Raw genomic sequence first — 22,473 nt, forward strand, 5'->3', positions numbered from 1 at the left:
TTTGGAGATCACGAAAATTTTTCTCGCCCTCAGCTTTTATACCTTGTGGCCTTTCATAGTCAATGGGTACAACTACGGCATCGCCAAGGTTTATTTTAACCATCTTAGCTTGTTCCCAAAGAGGTGTTTTATTACCCTCTGGACCAAGCTGACTTGGCATAGTACTCAATATCTCATCTTCAAAAAAACTTCGAGCTTCTTGCATAAATGATGATTGGCTTTGAACGCTGTTTTCTGGTTTATCTTTTTGGCAGCTGTGAAGAAACAGAAAAACAGAAAAGATTCCAGCCAGGATTAATCTTTGATTAATCTTTTTTACAAATGGGGGGGGTATTTCATTATCATTAATATATTTATTTTCTAATTTAAAAATAAATATTGCAAAAAGAAAATTATTTTTTTAAATTTTAATATAGTCAATGTCATATTATCATATTTGTATAGCTTGTATTTTAAATCTCAGCCCCAAATATCTAAAAAACACTATATACTTTGTAATTACCTAACAAACAGCTATATTTGCAATAATTGTTTAATTATTAACAGCTTTAATATAATTTACGTAATGTATTTAAGTACAGAGTACAAGGCAAATATTTTTGCCAAGCACGGAAAAGGTGCAACAGACACCGGTTCTGCAGAAGGACAGGTAGCATTATTCACCTCTCGTATTGCTCATTTAACTGGGCATTTGAAAAAAAACAAGAAGGATTTTTCTACGCAATTATCTCTTCAGAAACTTGTAGGTAAACGCCGTGCCTTGTTAGCATATCTTTTCAAGAAAGATATCAACAGGTATCGTGCCATTATCAAAGCATTAGAGTTAAGAGATATTATAAAATAATCTTAGCAAAATTTTGCGAAGCCATCCTCAATATGTGGGATGGCTTTTTACTTTAAAAAAAATAAAACCAACATAAAAGAAGATGTACTCTAAAGAGGAAAAGTACGTCGCAATTAAAACAAATGAGTTATAACGCAATTAAAAAAACATTTGATCTAGGCGATGGTCGCATGATCGAAATCGAAACTGGTAAATTAGCCAAGCAGGCTGATGGTTCGGTTGTAGTTAAAATGGGTGATACGATGCTTTTAGCCACTGTGGTTTCAAGTATCGGTGCAAAACCCGGGACTGATTTTTTACCATTATCAGTTGATTATCAAGAAAAATATGCCGCTACAGGACGTATCCCAGGTGGATTTCTTCGTCGTGAAGCAAGGTTATCGGATTACGAGGTATTAATATCGCGTTTAGTTGACCGTGCATTACGCCCGATGTTCCCTGAAGATTATCATTCAGATGTACAGGTTATGATATCTTTAATATCAGCCGACAAAAACATTATGCCTGATTGTCTTGCAGGTTTAGCAGCATCAGCAGCTATCGCAGTTTCAGATATTCCATTTAACGGTCCTATTTCTGAAGTTCGTGTAGCTAAAATTGATGGTAAATTAGTGATCAACCCTTACTTGAGTGATCTTGCTAGAGCAACTATGGATTTACTAGTTGCCGGCACAGAGAATGATATCGTAATGGTTGAAGGTGAAGGCGATGAGATTTCTGAAGAAGAAATGGTTGAAGCAATTGAGTTTGCACATAAAGCAATCGTTATTCAGGTTCAAGCACAAAAAGAACTTGCTATTTTAGTAGGTAAAACTGAAAAGCGTACTTACAGTCATGAAATTCATGATACTGATTTAAAAGCTAAGGTTTTTGCTGCTACTTATGATAAAGTATATGCTATTGCAAAATCAAAATCTGCAAAGCATGACCGTAGTGATAAATTTGCTGAAGTAATTTCGGAATTTATCGCTGAATTAGGAGAAGGTGTTGATGATACAACAATCTCTTTGTCCAAGAAATATTTCCATGATGTTCAGTACGATGCAATCCGTAATCTAGTTCTTGATGAAGGCATTCGTCTTGATGGTCGTGATTCCCGTACAGTTCGCCCGATATGGTCTGAAATAGGTTACCTGCCAACTGCACACGGTTCAGCTATTTTTACACGTGGAGAAACTCAATCTTTAACAACTGTTACGCTAGGTGCTAAATCTGATGAGCAGTTAATTGACGGTGCTTTCTTTAATGGTTACCAGAAATTCTTACTTCACTATAATTTCCCACCATTCTCAACAGGAGAGGCCCGCCCGAATCGTGGTACTGGTCGCCGTGAAATTGGTCATGGTAATTTAGCTATGCGTTCATTGAGAAAGGTTTTACCTGGGGATGAAAATCCTTACACAATTCGTGTGGTTTCTGATATTTTGGAGTCAAATGGTTCTTCTTCAATGGCTACTGTTTGTGCGGGTACGCTTGCACTAATGGATGCTGGTATCAAACTAAAGGCTCCTGTTTCAGGAATTGCTATGGGATTGATATCTGATGAAAAGACTGGTAAATATGCAATCTTGAGTGATATTCTTGGTGATGAAGATCATTTAGGAGATATGGACTTTAAAGTAACCGGAACTGAAAAAGGTATTGTTGCCTGTCAGATGGACTTGAAGATCAACGGTTTGAAATGGGAAGTGTTAACCGCAGCATTGAAGCAGGCTAACGAAGCTCGCCTTCATATCTTGAACGAGATGAAGAAAACCATTGCTGAACCACGCGAAGATTATAAACCACATGCTCCAAGAATTGTTACGCTAAAAATTGATAAAGAATTTATCGGTGCTGTTATAGGCCCAGGTGGTAAGATTATTCAAGAAATGCAGCGTGAAACAGGTGCAACCATTGCCATCGAAGAAAAAGACAATTTAGGTATTGTACAAATTTTCGCTGATAATAAAGAGGCAATTGACAAAGCCGTGGCTCGTATTAAAGGAATAGCTTCAAAACCAGAAGTTGGTGAAGTTTACGAGGGAAAAGTTAAAACAATTATGCCATTTGGTGCTTTTGTGGAAATTATGCCTGGTAAAGATGGATTACTTCATATTTCAGAAATTGACTGGCAACGTTATGAGTCGATGGATGGTGTTTTAAATGTTGGAGACATCGTTAAGGTTAAACTTCTTGAAGTAGATAAGCAAGGTAAATTAAAGCTTTCACGTAAAGCTTTACTTCCTCGTCCTCCACGACCAGAAGATACTGCTACAGCAGCAGAATAATTATTTTGCTCACATTAAGAAAACCTGTCCGACAAAATCGGGCAGGTTTTCTTTTTTAGGCTATATTTATACTGAATGATTAAAAATGATTTTCATAAAAACTAGATATTTCAATCTAAATTGTAATTTTACCGTATGAAACATCTTATTGCGCCCTCCATTTTATCCGCAGATTTTGCCAACCTACAGAGAGATATAGAAATGATTAATCGTAGTGAAGCGGATTGGTTTCACATTGATATCATGGATGGGGTATTTGTACCTAATATTTCATTTGGCTTTCCAGTATTAAAAGCAATTTACAAGCATGCCAAAAAACCATTGGATGTGCACCTAATGATTGTAGATCCTGATCGATATTTACATGAATTTAAGTCCGCTGGAGCCGAAAATATTACCGTACACATCGAAGCATGCACACATCTTCATCGTACATTAAGCGCAATTAGGGATTTAGGATGTAAGGCTGGTGTTGCTGTAAATCCACATACTTCAGTAAGTTTATTGGAGAACATAATCGAAGATATTGATATGGTTTGTTTAATGTCTGTTAACCCTGGTTTCGGCGGACAAAAATACATTGAAGGGACTTACAAAAAGATTAAGGATCTTAGAACAATGTCTTCAGGAAGAAACGATAATTTATTAATTGAGATAGATGGTGGTGTATCTCATCAAAATGCACTTAAATTAATTGAAGCTGGAGCAGATGTTCTTGTTGCTGGCAATGCTGTTTTTTCTGCTGCAGATCCTATACAGGAAATTGCATCACTTAAAAGAATGAGCTAAATTTTAATATCCGTGATATTTCACTAATTTGAAGACTTTAAGTCACTATTTATTAAAATTTCATTTCCAACTTATTCAGTGGAATCATTCACTCTATTCATTTTATATTTTATTAGCTACCCTTTTCCTTTTAACTTCAAATAGTGCTTTAGCTCAAGATTACGCTCTAATTAAAGGAGTTGTTAGCTCAGATAAGAGTGAATTATTAAGTGGTGTGACCATTCAAGTTAAAAACCAATCAATTATTGGTCAGACTAATAAAGAAGGTGAGTTCTCATTAATTAAAGTTCCCGCAAAATCAACTTTAATATTTAGCAGATTAGGTTATAAAAGTTTTAGTCTAGAATTAGGTCTAGAAACAGTTGGAGAAAACATATTAAATATTGTATTAATACCTGAAATACAGTCTCTTGATGAAGTTTATATAACTGAGAAATTCAAAGCTTACAATTTAAATAATATTGATTTTGCCAAATTTTCTGCATTTCCCCAAAATTCAGGAAGTTTTGAAAGCTTTATAAAAAATTTGCCGGGAGTTGCTGGAAATAATGAACTAAGCTCACAATATTCTGTCCGGGGCGGTAATTTTGACGAAAACTTAGTCTACTTAAATAATGTAGAAATCTATAGACCGCTATTGATTAGATCCGGACAACAAGAGGGTCTCGGTTTTATAAATCCAAGTCTAAGTTCGAATGTTTATTTTTCAGCTGGTGGATTTGAAGCTCGATACGGTGATAAATTGTCCTCTATCTTAGACGTAAGATATAATAAGCCTGACAGCTTAACCATTGAAGCACAAGCTGGTTTGCTATTAAGTTCGGCAACACTAAAATTACCTCTTAAAAACGGCTTTCTTCTAGCTGGCCTAAGAACAAAGAATAATCAGAGTTTACTGGAAAGACAAAATATAGATGGTGAGTATTCTTCACGATTTTCTGATTATCAATTTCTTTTAAAACATAATATTACACCAAAATTAAATTTTTCTCTTTTTGGATTATATAACCAAGGTAAACTGGAAGTTATACCAAAAAATAGAATTACTGAATTTGGTACTTCTGATGATGTTTTACGACTATTTGTGAATTATTCAGGCAGTGAAAAAAGTCAATATGACGCTACTAATGGTGCTTTAACATTTTCATATAATCCGAATAGTACGTTAAATGTGAAATGGATTAGTTCAATTGCATCCATCAATGAAAATGAAGACACCAATCTTTTAGGGTGGTACTCTTTTATTGAAAGGGGGAGTGGAGGATTAAATTCATCAAATACTACCGGTTTACTAGGAGCTGGTTCAAATCAAACATTTTTCCAAAATGAATTAAAATCTTTAATTTACAATAGTGAGCTGAAAATTTATAAACAGATAAAGACTTCATTCCTAGAGATGGGTTTACGTTTTCAAACTGATATTATTGAAGATCAGTTGAATGAATTTAATGCCACCGATACAAGTGGGTATTCTTATCCTGAGACAGGGAAATGGGCATTCTCGGATTTGATAGATCAAACAAATAAAGTAAATATTCAGCGACTTAGTGGTTTTATTCAAAACACCTTTAATATCGGTTCTAAATTAACTATTGCGGCTGGTATGAGATTTAATTATAATAATTTTTCAAATGAGAATTTAATAAGTCCGCGTTTATCATTTATGTATAGCGCCGGACAGAATGATCAAGTATTATTAAGGTTTTCAGTAGGAAATTACAATCAAGCTCCATATTATCGTGATATTAAAAATTATAATGGCCTTCTTAATTTGAATGCTAGAGCACAAAAATCATTTCATTTTATTTCTGGAGCAGACTATACATTTGATGGTTTAGGTACCCGTTTAAAGTTTAGTTCCGAGCTTTATTACAAAATTCTAGCTAAGATAACACCTTATAAAATTGAAGACTTAAAGATTAGGTATTTATCAGATAAAACTGCAAAAGGATATGCTGCTGGTGCAGATTTTGCCTTAAGTGGTAAATTTGCCAAAGACTTGGAGTCGACTTTTAGAATCTCCATCATGAAAACAGAAGAGGATATAGTTGATGATAGTTATTTTTCACAAGATAAGTTAGGAAATGCTATCAGCATTAATCCAGGATATCTCAGAAGACCAACAGATCAACTATTTAACATTGGTATGATGTTTCAAGATCGACTGATTCAAAATCCAACTTATAAAGTACACTTAAACTTAATTTACTCATCTGCTTTACCTGTTGGTCCGCCAGGACCACAAAGGCACACTGATCGTTTTAAAATACCCGCCTATAAAAGAGTGGATATAGGGTTTTCTAAAGATTTTGCCGATCTAGAAAGCAGAAAGAGGGCTCCTTTTGTTAAAAAGTATTTTCAATCATTAAGCCTTCACGCTGAACTTTTTAATCTTTTAAATTTTAAGAATACAATTTCATATCTATGGTTAAATGATAAAAAGGGCAATCAATATGCCGTTCCTAACTATTTAAGTGCAAGGATGTTAAACCTCAGATTAATAGCTAAACTGAAAACTAAATAAAACATTTGTCATTTAACATTAATAAGGGTTAAAAACCTAACAGGTGTTCAAATATTCTCTTATTTTTGTAGCATAAATAAAACATTATGACACATAATTTTGGTGCTGGTCCCTGCATTTTACCCCAGGAAGTTTTTAAACAAGCCTCACAAGCGGTTCTTGAATTTAATGGTACCGGTTTATCTATACTAGAGATATCACATCGTACCCCGGAGTTTGAGGCTGTAGTGGATGAGACCGTTCGTTTAGTTAAAGAACTTTTAAATGTTCCTGAAGGTTATTCCGTAGTCTTACTACAAGGAGGGGCAAGCTTACAATTTTCTATGGTCCCGATGAATTTACTTGCTGAAGATCAGTCGGCCGCTTACTTAAACACAGGTGTTTGGGCTACAAAAGCATTAAAAGAGGCTAAGCTCTTTGGAAATGTTAATGTGGTTGCTTCATCAAAGGAAGATAATTTCACATATATTCCTAAGGATTTTCAAATACCTGCAGATTCTGCATATTTCCATTATACCTCAAATAACACAATTTATGGAACTGAATTAATGACGGTTCCTGAAACTTCAGTTCCAGTTGTTTGTGATATGTCCTCTGACATTTTTAGCAGGGTAATTGATGTTTCTCAATTTGATTTAATATATGCTGGCGCACAAAAAAATATGGGCCCTGCCGGATTAACACTTGTCATAGTAAAGGATGAGATTCTAGGAAAGATAGATCGTAAAATACCATCAATGCTAGACTATAAGGTTCAGATTGAAGGCGGATCGATGTATAATACTCCACCAGTATTCTCAATTTATGTGTCTATGTTAAACCTCCGTTGGTTGAAATCAAAGGGTGGAGTTGCTGAAATTGAGAAAGAGAATTTAGCTAAATCTTACGCACTTTACACGGAAATTGACCGTAACCCACTATTCAAGGGCACTTGTAATGTAGAAGACCGCTCTAGAATGAATGTTTGTTTTGTAATGGAGAATCCTGAGCTTGAAAAATCATTTTTAAAGTTTGTTGAAGATCGTAATATCATTGGTATCAAGGGACATAGAAGTGTGGGTGGTTTCCGTGCATCCATGTACAATGCATTACCAATAACAAGTGTTCATGCACTTATTGACGCAATGCAAGAATTTGCAGAAAAGCATCGATAAAAATTGACTGAGCTTATGCTGATGGGCAGTATAATTCATTTCTGTTTAATAAATATTAATAATTATAGCATCAAATAAATTCAATAATTTATGTTTCGTATACTCGCCAATGATGGCATTGATCCAATCGGTAAAGATTTATTAGAGAAAGCAGGTTTTCAGGTTGACACCAATCATATCCCTCAAGGAGAACTTTCTGAAGGTTTAAAAAACTATGACGCGATTACAGTGCGTAGTGCAACAAAAGTTAGAAAAGAACTAATTGACGCTTGCCCGAATATTAAATTAATTGGTCGTGGTGGTGTAGGAATGGACAATATTGATGTGGATTATGCCCGAGAACAAGGCCTTGCAGTTGTAAATACCCCTGCAGCATCTTCACTTTCTGTTGCTGAATTAGTTTTTGCTCATCTTTTTACTGGTATTCGTTTTTTACAAGACGCTAACCGTAAGATGCCCTTAGAAGGAAATACTAAATTTAATGACCTTAAGAAAGCTTATGCTAAAGGTATTGAACTTCGTGGCAAGAAAATGGGTATTATTGGTTTCGGGCGGATTGGTCGTGAAACTGCAAAGGTAGCTTTAGGTTTAGGGATGGATGTTTTGGCTTATGATCTTTTTGATATACCAAATGAACTGGAATTAGTGCTTGGAGGGAACATTCGTGTAAATTGTCCGATTAAGGCTGTTAGTGTAGAACAATTAATAAAAGAATCTGATTTTATAAGTCTCCATGTTCCTTTCGCCGAAAAACCTGTTTTAGGAAAAGCTGAGTTCGCGATGATGAAAGATGGTGTAGGAGTAGTTAATTGTTCTCGTGGTGGTACAATTGATGAAGATGCTTTATTGGATGCTTTAAATTCTGGAAAATTAGGCTTCGCAGGTCTTGATGTTTTTGAGAATGAACCAAATCCTCGTCAAGATCTACTTTCGCACCCAAATGTTAGTTTAACACCTCATATTGGTGCATCTACTAATGAAGCTCAAGAAAGAATTGGTACAGAATTGGCTAATTTAATTATTGATTTTTTTAAAACCATTAAAGCCTAATTAGACCATATTTAATGGTTTAATTATCGCATGTTATTGTAAAAAATGCCTAAAATTAAACCATTTAAAGGAATTCATCCCAAGCAATCAAATGCTGGGCAGGTTGTTGTGAATCTTGAGAATTTAAGTATTTCTGAAGCTAAACTCATCCGACAGGAAAATCCATATTCCTACGTGAATATGCTTGTTCCTAAATTGGATAATCTTTTTTTAATGGGTTCAAAAAATGAGCTTGCGTTTAAAAAAATAAATGAAAATTTTGAGGAATTTCTAGATAAAGGGATTTTTGTTCAGGATAGTAAACCTTCCATTTATATATATCAGGTGCGTCGCGCGGGTCTCACCCAGACTGGGATTTGGACCGTAACTTCAATCGATGACTATTTAAACAATGTAGTTAAGAAGCATGAATTAACTAATTCCGCGCGCGAGCAATCTTTAATTGATTATATCCAGCAGACAGGTATTGATGCAAATCCTGTTTTGATTACTTATAAACCGGTATCAGCTATTGATAAAATCATACGAGAAAATACGCTTAATAAAGCTGATATTTCCTTTAAAAAAGATGAAACTGAACATCATTTATGGAAAATTGATACTGAAAAAACCTTGGAAATCTTAGTTAATGAATTCTCTAAATTACCATCAACATATATAGCTGATGGTCACCATCGCGCAGCAGCTACTTCCTTATTAGGTATTCAAAGACGAAAGCTTAATCTGAAACATCAAGGTGATGAAGAATATAATTTTTTTACTTCAATTTACATGAGTACTGATCAGTTAAGAATTTATGGGTTTAATAGATTAATAAAAGATTTGAATGGTTTATCGGTTGAAAAAGTAATTGAATTAATTTCTCAAAATTTTAAGGTTACTGAATCTTTGAATATACTAGAACCTTATGATGTTCATGTTTTTGGGATGTATTTAGCTGGGAGATGGTATAAATTAAGCGCAAAAAGTGAAATAATTCATACAAATAATCCTCTTGCTAAACTTGATGTATCCATTTTACAGGATTATATTTTGTCTCCAATTTTTCAGATTGTAAATCCTAGAACAGACAGCAGAATTAGCTACAGGGGTGGATTACTACCAATTAAAGAGCTTATTGCGGAAGTTGATAATGGAGAATATGCTGTCGCTTTTGTTTTGTATCCTACAGGTATTGAGCAATTAATGGAAGTAGCTGATGCAGGGGAAGTTATGCCACCTAAATCTACTTGGTTTGAACCTAAATTTGATGTGGGCCTATTGATTCATCAAATAAATTAATTAAATTCAATCGAGCTGATATTTTAACCCTCTTTTTGCTATTTCCACTGGATAACCTTCATTAGTTAAATCCTGACTCAAACTCTCCATGGAACTTAATTCTCCATGCACCAAAAACACCTTTTTTATTTTATTAGAGTCTTGTTGTTTTACAAAATTGACTAAATCATGATGATCACCATGACCACTAAAAAGATCCGTTTGTTTGATTGTAGCGAATACTGACAGTTCTCGATGCCTTAAATTAATTATGGGATCTCCTCGAAGCAATCGATGTCCCAATGTTCCCTTTGAACAATATCCTATAAATAATATGGTACAATAGTAATTTGAGATATTATAATATAAATGATCTTGAATCCGTCCCCCTTCAAGCATGCCTGCGGATGAAATAATGATACAAGGTTCATAATAATTGGAAATGGCCTTACTAGCATTCATATCTTGGATATAATCCAAATTATCAAACTCAAATTCATCACCAGAGCTCCGATAAAATTCTTGCGCTTCTTCACTTACCAAATGATGATGTTTTCTAAAAATATCTGTAGCGTAGGTAGCCATCGGACTATCCACAAATACTTTAATTTTAGGTAGTAGTCCTTTTTTGAAGATTCTATTTAGTGAATAAACTAGTGCTTGAGTTCTTCCTACACTAAATGCAGGTATAATTAATCGGCCAGGCGATTTAACGCAGGTTTCATTTATTGTTTCAGTCAATAGTTCTTCCACACTTTGCGTCGCTTTATGCATACGCCCACCATAAGTAGATTCGCAAACAAGGAAATCTACTTCAGGTATTGGTTCTGGATCTTGTAGTACAGGATAATTCTTCCTTCCAATATCACCACTAAAGGCAATTGATTTTTTAACACCATGCTCTTCAATGGTAAAAACTGCCGCTGCAGCGCCTAAAAGATGACCTACAGGAACAAACGTCAGACTTATTTGTCCGTTGATACGAAATTGTTTATTAAAAGCAATCGTCACAAAACGATCTACAGTCTCCATTACGTGTTTTTGTAGATATAGCGGTTTGGGACCTGAAGAAAAACCTCTTTTACCTTTGCGGGATTTACGTTGTTTATTAAGAAATATATTTACAGAATCCAAAAGAAGCAATTCTGTAAGATCAGCCGTAGGAGAGGTGCATAAAATTTGTCCCTCGAAACCAAATCTAACCAATGTTGGTAAATTACCCGAATGGTCAATATGGGCATGCGTTAAAACAACTAGATCAATCTCACTAGGTTGAAAAGGAAATTGTTCATTCTCCTCAATCCAAGTATCTTTTTCATAATCTAAACCACAATCAATCAGGATGCTATAGTTTTCAATTTCTAATAAATGCATACTGCCTGTTACTTGCCTAGCAGCACCCCAAATAGTTAAATTCATAGAAAATTAATGTAAACAATGAATAAATATGATTAGGCTAATTACTCCTTATCGTCCTGATTTTCTAATTGCAGCTGACTTAAATAACGATATAAACCAGTTTTGTTCTTCATTAATTCAGAATGATTTCCACTCTCAACAACTTGACCTTTTTCGAGAACGATGATTTTATCTGCTTCACGAATGGTAGATAATCTATGTGCAATAATGATTGAAGTTCGATTTTTCATTAATTCTTCTAGTGCCTCTTGAACTAAACGTTCTGACTCAGAATCAAGTGATGAAGTGGCCTCATCTAATATTAATAGCACAGGATCTTTTAGAAGCGCCCTAGCAATAGCTATTCGTTGCCTTTGACCTCCAGAAAGCTTCACACCACGTTCGCCTACTAAAGTGTCGTATCCCTCGGGGAAACCCTTAATAAATTCATGCGCATTTGCTCGCTTAGCAGCAATTAAAATATCTTCCTCACTAGCTTTTAATCTTCCATAGGCTATGTTTTCACGAATTGTACCACCAAATAGCAATACATCTTGTGGCACTATGGCAACCTGATTCCTAATATCAGTGAGCGAAAAATCAGTTGATGGCTTTCCATCAAATAATAATTGTCCGCTTTGCGCTTCATAAAAACGTAAAATAAGTCCGGCAATAGTCGATTTTCCAGCTCCACTCGGACCAATAATGGCAACTTTTTCGCCTTTTTTAGCATCAAATGATACCCCGTTTAAAACGGTAATTTCCTTTCTAGAGGGGTAAGCAAAAACTACATTATTAAATTCGAGATTACCATTTATTTGTTGAACCACGACATTGTTTTTATCCTCCATTGAGATGGGTTCATTCACTTCAGCCAAAATCTCCAATACCCTTTCACTTGCGCCAAAAGCTTTTTGCATAGTGGCATAGAGCTCCGGAAAACTCCCCATTGCTGCGCCAACAAAGGTAGATAGCAAAATAAAAGTGAACATACTTGCGATGCTAATCTCACCAATTTGAACTAAATGAGATCCATACCAAACCACGGAGACAATGGTTCCAAACAAACAAAAAACTATAAAAGAAGCAAATACTCCTCTAAATTTGGCACCACGCATAGCAATTTTAACTACTTCACGTATGCTTTTATTGTATCTTCCTACTTCAAAGGCTTCATTAACAAAAGCTTTCACATTTGAAATTCCCTGAAGTGTTTCTTCTACTATGGTATTAGATTCGGCAAGTTTATCTTGTGCTTGTCTGCTTATTTTACGTATAAAGCGACCGAAAATTACTGCTACAGCCACTAAAATTGGCAAAACAGCAAGAAGCATCAAGGTTAGTTTACCTGAAACTAAAACAAGAAAAATGATACCACCAGTAAAGATGATTACTTGCCTGATCATTTCAGCAAGCGTTGTAGTTATTGCATCCTGAATTTGAGATAAATCAGCTGATAATCTACTGTTTAGTTCGCCAACACGTCGCTGTGAAAAAAAGTTCATTGGCAGTGTAATCAATTTATGATAGGTATCTCTCCTAATATCTGCAAGTCCCTTTTCTGCTACTTCAACAAACCAATTGATACGATAAAATGAGAATATAGCTTGAACAAATAATACGGCAAGCAATGTTAAGGCTACTGTGTTGATTTCAGTTGGAAATACATCTAATATTTCATTGGGCACCATTTTACCACCTTGAGAAGCTTGGGCTCCAGAACCAATTAAGCGTCCCATTAATAAGGGGAATAGAAATGAACTAGCACTTGATAATATAAGACACGCAAGTCCTAAAAAAAACTTGGTTCTATAAGGTTTAAGGTAAAGCAATAACCTCATTACTTGCTTTAAACTTTCCTTATTTATTTTTGCTTTAGGAAGTTCTTCCGCTTGAGCGTTACCACTATTTAATCGAGCACGTGCCATGGTTTATTTTAAAGATTTTTTGTCAAAATTTTGACTGGTGCAAAAATAGCTATATTTAGATATTTTTTGGCCCTTTGATATCAGCTTTTGATGTTTTTTTACTTTTTAAGGTTAATAGTCAATAGAAAAAAAACACTTTAGAATGATGTTATATGCCATAGCATCTCTGCTTAAACCGATAACTTACTCATTGTCTGATAATTAATTCGAAAAAAGCATTAAGGATTTTAAGATAAACTCCAAGCTAAGGCTTTTTCTGCGAATAGAGGTTTAACTTTTGACCAGGTATTTTTGAATAGGTAAGAATTTCGATACAATTCAAGGTATTCTTGACTTTCCCAATAACTAATGGTGAAAAATGTATTTTCATGATCAATATCTTTCATCAACTCTAAATGATTGCAACCATCAAAGGCCTTAATTAAGTTTTGAGATTCATGAAATATTTCTTTAAATTCCTCAATACACTCCAACTTGAAAGTCATTTTCACAATTCTGGTAATCATTATTTAAATTCTATTCTAACAATATCTCCCAAATGAAGTCCGAGAAGCCCACTAGCATTACCCTTGTTTATAGCAATTTCCAGGTGATTACTAATACCAAATAAGCATAGTTTTTCTCCCTCGGGCACTTCATTATAATGCCAACTTAACTGAGAAATAGATTCATTTCGCTTAAAATAAAGAGTGAAGTCACGATTCTGTTGTACAACAGTAAACAGTTCCTTAGTAATGTTAGTAATTATATTTTGAAATGAATCTATATAAATAACACTGCCGCGGATTATATCAGGTTCAATTACCGGTTGAATAGTCATCTTTTCTTCAATGCCCAAAACAGATAAACCGATTTCTGAAAGTTTACCACCTCTTGCTAAATGACTAACAGCTTTTGGGAAAATATCTGATAGTGGAAAGTGCAAATATTTTAGATCTTGCATAATATTTAACTCCACAATTTCTGTTGGTTCATCCTCAAAAAGAAGTGAAAAGATTCCATTGTCAGAGCCTACAAAATAATGCCCTCGATAATTTATTGCCAAATAGCGCGTTTTCTCATTAAATACAGAGTCGATTCCTATTAGGTGAACAGTACCAATTGGAAAGTAATAAAAAGCATTTTTTAAGATAAAAGCAGCCTGGGGGATATTAAATGCTGAAACTTCATGGCTTATATCCACAATATTGGCTGTAGCAAGCTGGCTTAATATACTTCCCTTGAGTGCCGCTTGATAAAAATCTTTATGTCCGAGATCGGTCGTTAAAGTGATTATTGCCATTTAAATGTGAATATTTATTGTTATTCTTGCTTTAAATAAGATTTGTAAAACTATTCAAATTAATTCTAATAAAACACCTCCCCAATAAAAATAAACAAAACTTGAACGAACTTATTATCACAGTCGAAAATTTAAACCCAGTACTTATTTGGGGTTCTAACAATGAGTATTTTGAAATTATTAAAAGAAATTTCCCGAAAATAAAACTTGTTGCACGTGGACATGATGTAAAAGCATTAGGAGATGAGGCTGAAATCAATATTTTTAAATTGAAATTTGAAGAAATTATTAAACATATTGATCAGTATCAATCTTTAAATACAAATGATCTAGAACAAATTCTTGGAAATAATATTGTCCTAAATTCAGAGATAGAGAACCTCACAAATAGAGGTGGGGCTGAGCCTATTGTATTTGGTCCCAATGGATTGGTAATTAAGGCAAGAACTTCAAACCAGCGCAAAATGGTAGATAGTATCACTAAAAACGATATTATTTTCGCTGTCGGACCAGCAGGAACTGGAAAAACCTATACAGCCGTAGCTTTGGCTGTTAGAGCATTAAAGAACAAAGAGATTAAACGTATTATATTAACCAGACCTGCTGTTGAAGCAGGGGAGAACCTGGGTTTTTTACCTGGCGATTTAAAGGAAAAAATCGATCCATATCTCCGCCCATTATATGATGCTTTAGACGATATGATTCCCGCTGAGAAACTGAAGCTTTTTTTAGAAAATAGAACCATCGAAATTGCACCATTGGCATTTATGCGGGGAAGGACGCTTGATAATTGTTTTGTTATTCTTGATGAAGCTCAAAATGCAACCGATCTTCAGTTAAAAATGTTCCTGACTAGAATGGGACCAACAGCCAAATTCATTGTAACTGGAGATGTTACTCAGATAGATTTACCAAGAAAACAGCAATCTGGATTAAACAATGCTCTTCGAATCTTGGGTGACATAAAAGGAATTGATATCATTTATTTGACTGGTGATGATGTTGTTAGACATAAATTAGTTAAAAACATCCTCAAAGCTTATGGGGATATTCAATAATTAATTTCGGGCTTTATTTTATTTTTCGGATTTTTACAAACTTATTCTAATGGCTATATAAATGAGCGCAATAAAAGAAACACACTTCAATTTACCGGGACAAACACAATTTTATAAAGGAAAAGTTCGGGATGTTTATACCATTGGAAATAAATTCCTTGTGATGGTAGTTACAGACAGAATTTCGGCTTTTGATGTTGTTTTACCTGAACCTATTCCATTCAAGGGTCAGGTTTTAAATCAAATAGCTGCAAAATTCCTACAATCAACGCTCGATATAGTTCCAAATTGGGTAATTGATGTACCAGATCCAAATGTTACTATTGGAAAAATTTGTGAGCCTTTTAAAGTCGAAATGGTTATTAGAGGCTATCTAGCTGGACATGCTTGGCGCGAATATCAAATCGGTAAACGCAAAGTTTGTGGAGTTACACTCCCTGATGGATTGAAGGAAAATGATAAATTACCAGTTCCTATCATTACCCCGACCACAAAAGCTTCCGTCGGACACGACGAGGATATCTCTAGGGAAGAAATAATTAGTAAGAATATTGTTGATGAGCAAGATTATATTTTACTTGAAAAGTACACAAGGGCATTATTTCAACGTGGAACAGAAATGGTTGCCGATCTTGGTTTAATTCTAGTTGATACTAAATATGAATTTGGAATGGCCGATGGTAAAATTCATTTAATCGATGAAATTCATACTCCCGACTCCTCACGCTATTTTTATAAGGAAGGTTATGAAGAGCGTCAATCTAAAAATGAAGCACAAAGACAATTATCGAAAGAGTTTGTCCGTAAATGGTTAATTGACAATGGATTTCAAGGTAGAGAAGATCAACTAATTCCAGAAATGTCTCCTGAATTTGTAAATTCAATATCAGAACGTTACATTGAGTTATATGAACATATTACAGGAGATAAATTTGTAAAAAATGATCATTTAGATACTCTTGATAGAGTTGAAAATAATATAATTGAAGCCTTGAACAGACTTTCCTAATTAATTTGATTAATTAAGAATTGTTTAATTACCTTTAAAGAATATGAAGTTTACTGTCGATAAGCATGAAAAATATGTTCTTATAAAACTTAATGAAAATAAGCTAAATAGCTTAATTTCACCAAAGTTGAAATCTGAACTTATACTTTTTAACTCAGAAGGTCAAAGAAATATCATTCTTGATCTTTCTAACGTGAAATATTCAGACTCATCAGGTTTAAGTAGTTTATTGGTGGGCCATCGTATTTGTAAAAAATCAGACGGTTCATTTATACTGACAAAAATCAATGAGAATATCGCCAGACTGATATCGATTTCCCAATTAGACAATATTCTTACCGTTGTAGGTACTGTAGATGAAGCAATCGATTTAATCTTCATGGAAGAAATTGAAAAGGAATTAAAAAGAGAATTGAAATAAATGAAGTTTGAACTTACTATTTTAGGTAGCAGTTCTTCAACTCCCATATTTAATAGAAATCCTTCTGCCCAGCTTCTAAATGTGAATGAGAAGTTTATCCTAATTGACTGTGGTGAGGCCACTCAAAATCAATTATTGCATTTTGGACTTAAAGCAAATAGGATTGATCAAATTTTTATTAGTCATCTTCATGGAGATCATTACCTCGGACTTGTAGGTTTACTTTCTTCCTTACATTTAAATGGAAGAACCAAAGCAATGGATATATTCGGTCCGGCGGATTTATTTGAAATTATTAACCTTAATTTTAAACTTTCTCAAACAATACTCAAATACCCTATTAATTTCAAAGCCACAAATCCTTTAATTCCTGAATTGCTTTTTGAGAATTGGGATGTGAGTGTAGAATCATTCCCCCTCGATCATCGTATTCCTTGCACGGGGTTCAAGTTTACAGAAAAGCAACGTTTGAGAAAAATTATTAAGTCTAAAATTGAAGAGCTATCAATTCCGATTGATATGATTCCTTTAATAAAAAAGGGACAGAGTTTTACAGATAAAAAAGGCAAGATTCATCTAGCTGAAGAATTAACTACTGAGGCTGATGCTCCAAAATCATTCGCCTATTGCTCTGATACTGTATGTAGCTGGAAATATATAAATAGCATCATGAATGTAGATTTATTATATCATGAAGCTACGTTTATGAATGATTTATTAGCTAGGGCAGAGGAGACTTTCCATACAACAGCATTACAAGCGGCTGAGGTTGCATTAAAAGCAAATGCTAAAAAACTACTCATTGGTCATTTTTCAGCTCGATACCGGGATTTAGATCCGCTTTTAAATGAAGCTAAGAGTGTTTTTTTAAATACTGAATTAGCTATTGAAGGAAAAATCTTCGAAATCTAGACTAATCTAAATTTTAATTCTTTTTTCCTCCAAAAACAGAAAAGGAAACATACCTCTTAGGATTAGCTTTTAAATCAATCATTAGTTTATCCAAATTCTCTGCAGCATTATTTAAATTAATGTACATCTTCTCGTCATTAATTAATTGGCTAAGTGTACCATTACCAGAGTTAACCTTATTTAAAATTACTTGAAGATCAAGCACCGCCTGATTAGCTTCAGCAATTGTTTGTGTAAAATTAGATTTAGCTAAATCATCAGAAACCTTATCCAGATTATTCATGATGGCATTAATTTTAGTATTATTATTCTTGAAATTGGTAGTTATTGACTCAAAATTAGTCATGATATTCGAAATTTTAGAACTCTGGTCACTCACAAGACCATCCACTGTTTTAGTGGTTTTTTCTAATGTTTCAAGGGTTCGCGCAATGCTGACAAAACTACGATCGAAATTTCTCTGAAATTCAGGATTTAATGTATTATTTACTGATGTTAACACCGAATCCATTCTAGCTATAATCTGTTCTGCCTTTTTTTGAACAGGTTCAACCTGATCCATAAGATCCGTTTGAACATGCGAGTTTAGAGTGTCTCCACTTTCAGCAAAATTATTACCATCACCTAATTCAAAAACAACAGCCTTGCTACCAAGTAAATCAGTACTTTCTATACGTGCAATTGTGTTTTTAGGAATGGAGTAATTGGGATTTATTTTGAATTGAACTAATATTTTTCCTGAAGGCAATAAGGTTAAATTAGAAACCCTGCCAATTTGATAACCATTAATTAATACAGGTTTTGATGTAGCTAAACCATCAACGCGATCATACTTTGCATAAAATTCATTTTCATTTGAAAATAAATCATTGCCCTTTAAAAAACTATAACCAATTATAAGCGTTGCAATAGCAAGTGAGGCTAGAACACCAACTTTTGTTTCATTCGAAATTTTCATCAATATCTTCTTATTCGTATTTTTAAAACTGATTAATAGTTGCTATTCATCAATAACAAACAAATTTAACGAGTTTATTCAATTTCAGCTTGTTTTTTATAGGTTTGAATCGCTTTTAATAAATTAGTTACAATTTCATTCTGACCAGCTTCAGAGTTCATATATTCCTCTTCTTCTGGATTAGATACAAATCCAATTTCTGTTAGAACAGCTGGCATACCAGCTTTAGCCAAAACCGCTAAACTCTGTTCCTTCACTCCACGATCAATTCTTCCACTTTGACTATACTCATCCTGCATAAAAGATGCCAGTTTAATACTTTGTTCTCTAAATGCATTTTTCATTAATGATAAAAGAATAATACTCTCTGGGTCTTTCGGATCATAACCCTCATAATTCTCTTTATAGTCTTTCTCTAAAAGTATAGATTCATTTTCTCGCATCACTACATCCTGCTCATCTAACCTTCCGAAACCTGATACGAAAGTCTCCGTGCCTCTAGTTGAAGTACTCTGAACAGTTTTATAAATTGGAACTTTTCTACCTTTACTATCTTTTCGATAGCCATTTATAATTTTTTTAATTGGCATCGAATTGCAGTGTATGGAGATAAAAATATCCGCTTTTACACGATTCGCCATTCCAATACGCTCATAAAGTGGAATAAAAACATCTGTTGTTCTCGTATATACTACCTTTACATCTTTTAAATTTTCTTCAATAGCTTTTCCTAAACGTAAAGCAATTTGCAATGCAACATCTTTTTCTTTTGAAAAAACCCCTCTGGTGGAACCATCAGTGCCTCCATGGCCGGCATCAACTACAATTGTCTTAATTTTGTAGGGTGTAAGATCTATACTTTTAGCATATGAAAATTGAGCAGTAAAAAACAAGACTGCTACAATTACGTATTTGTATCTAATCAATGGTATATTTTTCATTAATTTTGAGGGCATATTATAAACAATTATTGCAAAAATAGTATTCATCATCGAATTTGAAATTTATTAGGGCTTTTTTTATCTTAATTTCTTTAACTGCTTTTTTTGTATTTGGCAAAAATAACAATGTCTATGCTCAAAAGCGTACTTTACCAGACGATAACGCAGTAAACACTGCAAGAGTATCCACAGATACTATTAAAATAGATACCATCGCAAAAAAATCGAAACAAGCAGGTACATTTACATCAAAGGTAACTTACTCAGCCGAAGATTCAATAAAAGCAGATATAACCAACAATATAGTCTTTTTATATGGAAAGGCTAAAGTAAAGTATGAAGAATTAGAGCTGGAAGCGGATTTTATCAGACTTGACCAAAAAAATAATACATTGTTTGCAAAAGGTTTAATAAATCCTAAAACCAAAGCCTATTCTGGTAAGCCTATGTTTACTCAAGGTGCAGAACCACCTCTAACAACAGATTCATTGTTTTTTAATTATAAAACAAAAAAAGGTAAATCATTCGGTGTTTTTACAGATGTTGAAGGTGGTTATTTACAAGCTGCTCAATTCAAGAAAAATCAATACGACGAAGGATTCTTTAAAAGAGGTATCTATAGTACCTGCAATATGCCTCATCCTCACTTTGGTATCCATATTACTAGAGGTATTGCAACCGACAAGCAAATTATCACTGGACCAGCATTCCTGGTCATAGAAGACATCCCATTGCCCTTAGGAGTTCCATTTGGATTCTTCCCAAAGCCTAATCGACGCTCTGGAGGTTTGCTTTTTCCAACATTTGGAGAAGATACCAGAGGTTTTTTCATGCGTGACCTAGGCTATTATTTAGGGTTAAATGATTATTGGGATCTTTCCACCCGAGGCACACTTTATTCAAAGGGTTCATATGAATTAGGAACTGCAGCCCGTTACCGAAAAAACTATAAATATGATGGTGGATTAAACTTTAGATTTGCTTCCACAAGAAATGGGGTGGAAGGTACACCATCCTATAAAAAACCAAATAAAGATTTTAACCTCACTTGGAGTCACTCGCAAAGTCCATTAGCAAATCCAGGGACAACCTTTAGCGCCTCCGTAAATGCGGGTACTGGATCATACTTTTCTAATACGGGTGCGGCTGGGACTTATAATCCAACTGAAATTGCAAGAAATACACTCTCATCCAGCATTAGTTATGGTAAAGTATTTGCAAATGGTCTCTTTAATTTCTCATCAAGCCTCTCTCATAGTCAGGATATTGAACAACAAACAGTCTTTTTAGATCTACCACGTTTTAGTTTGAACATGACTACCTTAAACCCTTTTGATTCTAAAGACCGTGCAGGGGAGCAAAAATGGTATCAGCGACTAAGTTTAGGGTATAGTATGCAGGGAAGTAATTCCATCAATACCAAAGAATATAAACTCTTTAAAAAAGAGTCGTTGAAAGATTTCAGAAATGGTATTCAACATGATATTCCTGTTAACCTCTCTCTAAATATTCTTAAATATTTTCAATTTAACTCTGGAATGCAGTATAGCGAAAAATGGTACCTACAAACCATACGTAAGCGTTTAGATCCAGTAGCATCTGGTTTTAAACAAGTAACAGATACTGTACAGGGATTTAGCAGAGTTTATGATTATAGCTTAAATACAGGACTTTCTACTAAATTGTATGGTAAATTTAGTTTCAAAAAGGGGAATTTGATGGCTATAAGGCATATTATGACGCCATCAGTGAACTTTAATTATCGTCCTGATTTTGGCCGTAGCAGTTTTGGGTATTTTCAAAATCTTCAAGGTGATACTTCGAAAATAAGTACTCGCTATTCCATTTATGAAAATGCTGTATTTGGCTCACCTTCTTCAGGTAGGGTAGCAGGCATAGGTTTTAGCGTTGATAATAATGTGGAAGCCAAAGTTCGTTCAGATGCTGACTCTACAAAAAACTCAATAAATATTCCAATTTTACAAAGTCTTACTTTTTCGGGAAATTATAATTTTGCCGCTGAGAGTTTTAAGTTATCTACCATTGGTTTTTCCGGAAGAACCTCCTTCTTCAAAGAAAAAATCGGAATTAATTTCTATGGCACTTTAGATCCCTATAAATTAGATAATTTAGGTAACCGTATTGATAAATACACCATAGAATCTGGCAAAATTGCTCGTTTAACGAACTTTGGTCTGTCCACAGATTTTAGCTTGAATTCAAAAGCCGCTAAAAAAAGGGGTGAAAATCTAAATCAACTCGATAAAGGCAAACAAAATTTACCCAAAGCGCAACAAGATGAATTAAATGCCATTAGCCGTGATCCAAATGCTTTTGTAGACTTTAATGTGCCATGGAATGTGAGTGCAGCGTATAGTTTTAATTATTCAAAAACCGGACTTCAATCTAGCATATCAAACACATTAAACCTCTTTGGCGACTTTAACGTTACGCCAAAATGGAAAGTTCAATACACATCAGGATATGATTTCCAGGCCAATAAGTTAAGTTTAACTCAATTTTCAATATACCGCGACCTTCATTGCTGGGATCTATCATTTAGATGGTCACCAATTGGTACCTATAAATTTTATAGCGTTGATTTAAAAGTTAAGGCTTCCATCCTTCAGGACCTAAAGCTTAGTAAACGCCGTGATGCCTACAATAACTTTTAA

19 protein-coding genes are annotated in these 22,473 nt (G+C 34.2%); 12 read left to right on the forward strand and 7 right to left on the reverse strand.

Annotated features, from left to right (window positions below; all coding sequences use genetic code 11):
* A partial coding sequence (locus ACILQF_RS00410) for a hypothetical protein (protein ID WP_395625434.1) occupies positions 1-205 on the reverse strand: 205 nt, incomplete at its 3' end.
* Positions 206-565: 360 nt separating this feature from the next.
* Between ACILQF_RS00410 and rpsO the strand changes: the two genes are divergently transcribed.
* The 7 genes from rpsO (at position 566) to ACILQF_RS00445 (ending at position 9,912) form a co-directional block, all read left to right on the forward strand.
* The gene (gene rpsO / locus ACILQF_RS00415) at positions 566-844 is read left to right on the forward strand and encodes a 30S ribosomal protein S15 (protein WP_395625435.1); all 279 of its coding nucleotides are present in this window, start codon (positions 566-568) and stop codon (positions 842-844) included.
* A gap of 122 nt (positions 845-966) precedes the next feature.
* Positions 967-3,114, forward strand: a complete 2,148-nt coding sequence (gene pnp, locus ACILQF_RS00420; protein WP_395625436.1) for a polyribonucleotide nucleotidyltransferase — start codon at positions 967-969, stop codon at positions 3,112-3,114.
* A 135-nt stretch (positions 3,115-3,249) separates the two neighbouring features.
* The gene (gene rpe, locus ACILQF_RS00425; protein ID WP_395625437.1) at positions 3,250-3,903 is read left to right on the forward strand and encodes a ribulose-phosphate 3-epimerase; all 654 of its coding nucleotides are present in this window, start codon (positions 3,250-3,252) and stop codon (positions 3,901-3,903) included.
* 28 nt (positions 3,904-3,931) lie between these two features.
* Positions 3,932-6,427, forward strand: coding sequence for a carboxypeptidase-like regulatory domain-containing protein (locus tag ACILQF_RS00430; protein WP_395625438.1), 2,496 nt, complete (start codon positions 3,932-3,934; stop codon positions 6,425-6,427).
* Between the two features lie 86 nt (positions 6,428-6,513).
* Entirely contained in the window at positions 6,514-7,581 is a 1,068-nt protein-coding gene (gene serC / locus ACILQF_RS00435) for a 3-phosphoserine/phosphohydroxythreonine transaminase (protein WP_395625439.1), read from the forward strand.
* A gap of 90 nt (positions 7,582-7,671) precedes the next feature.
* Positions 7,672-8,631, forward strand: a complete 960-nt coding sequence (locus ACILQF_RS00440) for a D-2-hydroxyacid dehydrogenase (protein WP_395625440.1) — start codon at positions 7,672-7,674, stop codon at positions 8,629-8,631.
* Positions 8,632-8,676: 45 nt separating this feature from the next.
* Positions 8,677-9,912, forward strand: a complete 1,236-nt coding sequence (locus ACILQF_RS00445) for a DUF1015 domain-containing protein (RefSeq protein ID WP_395625441.1) — start codon at positions 8,677-8,679, stop codon at positions 9,910-9,912.
* 6 nt (positions 9,913-9,918) lie between these two features.
* On the opposite strand, the gene ACILQF_RS00450 is transcribed toward ACILQF_RS00445, so the two are convergent.
* The 4 genes from ACILQF_RS00450 to ACILQF_RS00465 all read right to left on the reverse strand — a co-directional run bounded on the left by ACILQF_RS00450 (position 9,919) and on the right by ACILQF_RS00465 (position 14,499).
* Complete coding sequence (locus ACILQF_RS00450; RefSeq protein ID WP_395625442.1) at positions 9,919-11,310, reverse strand: MBL fold metallo-hydrolase; 1,392 nt, start codon at positions 11,308-11,310, stop codon at positions 9,919-9,921.
* Between the two features lie 41 nt (positions 11,311-11,351).
* A complete protein-coding gene (locus tag ACILQF_RS00455) occupies positions 11,352-13,217 on the reverse strand; it encodes an ABC transporter ATP-binding protein (RefSeq protein ID WP_395625443.1) in 1,866 nt (621 codons plus the stop codon).
* Between the two features lie 227 nt (positions 13,218-13,444).
* On the reverse strand, positions 13,445-13,723 hold the full coding sequence (locus ACILQF_RS00460; RefSeq protein WP_395625444.1) for a putative quinol monooxygenase: 279 nt from the start codon (positions 13,721-13,723) through the stop codon (positions 13,445-13,447).
* A complete protein-coding gene (locus ACILQF_RS00465; RefSeq protein ID WP_395625445.1) occupies positions 13,723-14,499 on the reverse strand; it encodes an S-adenosyl-l-methionine hydroxide adenosyltransferase family protein in 777 nt (258 codons plus the stop codon). Before ACILQF_RS00465 ends, ACILQF_RS00460 begins: the two co-directional genes overlap by 1 nt.
* A gap of 101 nt (positions 14,500-14,600) precedes the next feature.
* On the opposite strand from ACILQF_RS00465, the gene ACILQF_RS00470 reads away from it, so the two are divergent.
* The 4 genes from ACILQF_RS00470 to ACILQF_RS00485 all read left to right on the forward strand — a co-directional run bounded on the left by ACILQF_RS00470 (position 14,601) and on the right by ACILQF_RS00485 (position 17,899).
* A complete protein-coding gene (locus ACILQF_RS00470; RefSeq protein WP_395625446.1) occupies positions 14,601-15,557 on the forward strand; it encodes a PhoH family protein in 957 nt (318 codons plus the stop codon).
* Positions 15,558-15,618: 61 nt separating this feature from the next.
* Complete coding sequence (locus ACILQF_RS00475) at positions 15,619-16,566, forward strand: phosphoribosylaminoimidazolesuccinocarboxamide synthase (RefSeq protein ID WP_395625447.1); 948 nt, start codon at positions 15,619-15,621, stop codon at positions 16,564-16,566.
* A 43-nt stretch (positions 16,567-16,609) separates the two neighbouring features.
* Positions 16,610-16,987 (forward strand): STAS domain-containing protein, encoded by a 378-nt coding sequence (locus ACILQF_RS00480; RefSeq protein ID WP_395625448.1) that lies wholly within the window; start codon positions 16,610-16,612, stop codon positions 16,985-16,987.
* Positions 16,988-17,899: a ribonuclease Z gene (locus ACILQF_RS00485; RefSeq protein ID WP_395625449.1), complete on the forward strand. Its 912-nt coding sequence runs from the start codon at positions 16,988-16,990 to the stop codon at positions 17,897-17,899.
* A gap of 13 nt (positions 17,900-17,912) precedes the next feature.
* Here ACILQF_RS00485 and ACILQF_RS00490 read toward each other — a convergent pair whose 3' ends face one another.
* Positions 17,913-18,857 (reverse strand): MlaD family protein, encoded by a 945-nt coding sequence (locus ACILQF_RS00490; protein ID WP_395625450.1) that lies wholly within the window; start codon positions 18,855-18,857, stop codon positions 17,913-17,915.
* A gap of 74 nt (positions 18,858-18,931) precedes the next feature.
* Positions 18,932-19,798, reverse strand: a complete 867-nt coding sequence (locus ACILQF_RS00495) for an N-acetylmuramoyl-L-alanine amidase (protein ID WP_395625451.1) — start codon at positions 19,796-19,798, stop codon at positions 18,932-18,934.
* Positions 19,799-19,854: 56 nt separating this feature from the next.
* Between ACILQF_RS00495 and ACILQF_RS00500 the strand changes: the two genes are divergently transcribed.
* Positions 19,855-22,473, forward strand: coding sequence for a putative LPS assembly protein LptD (locus ACILQF_RS00500; RefSeq protein WP_395625452.1), 2,619 nt, complete (start codon positions 19,855-19,857; stop codon positions 22,471-22,473).

Source organism: Daejeonella sp., assembly GCF_044232565.1.
In the GTDB taxonomy this organism is placed as follows: Bacteria; Bacteroidota; Bacteroidia; order Sphingobacteriales; family Sphingobacteriaceae; genus Daejeonella.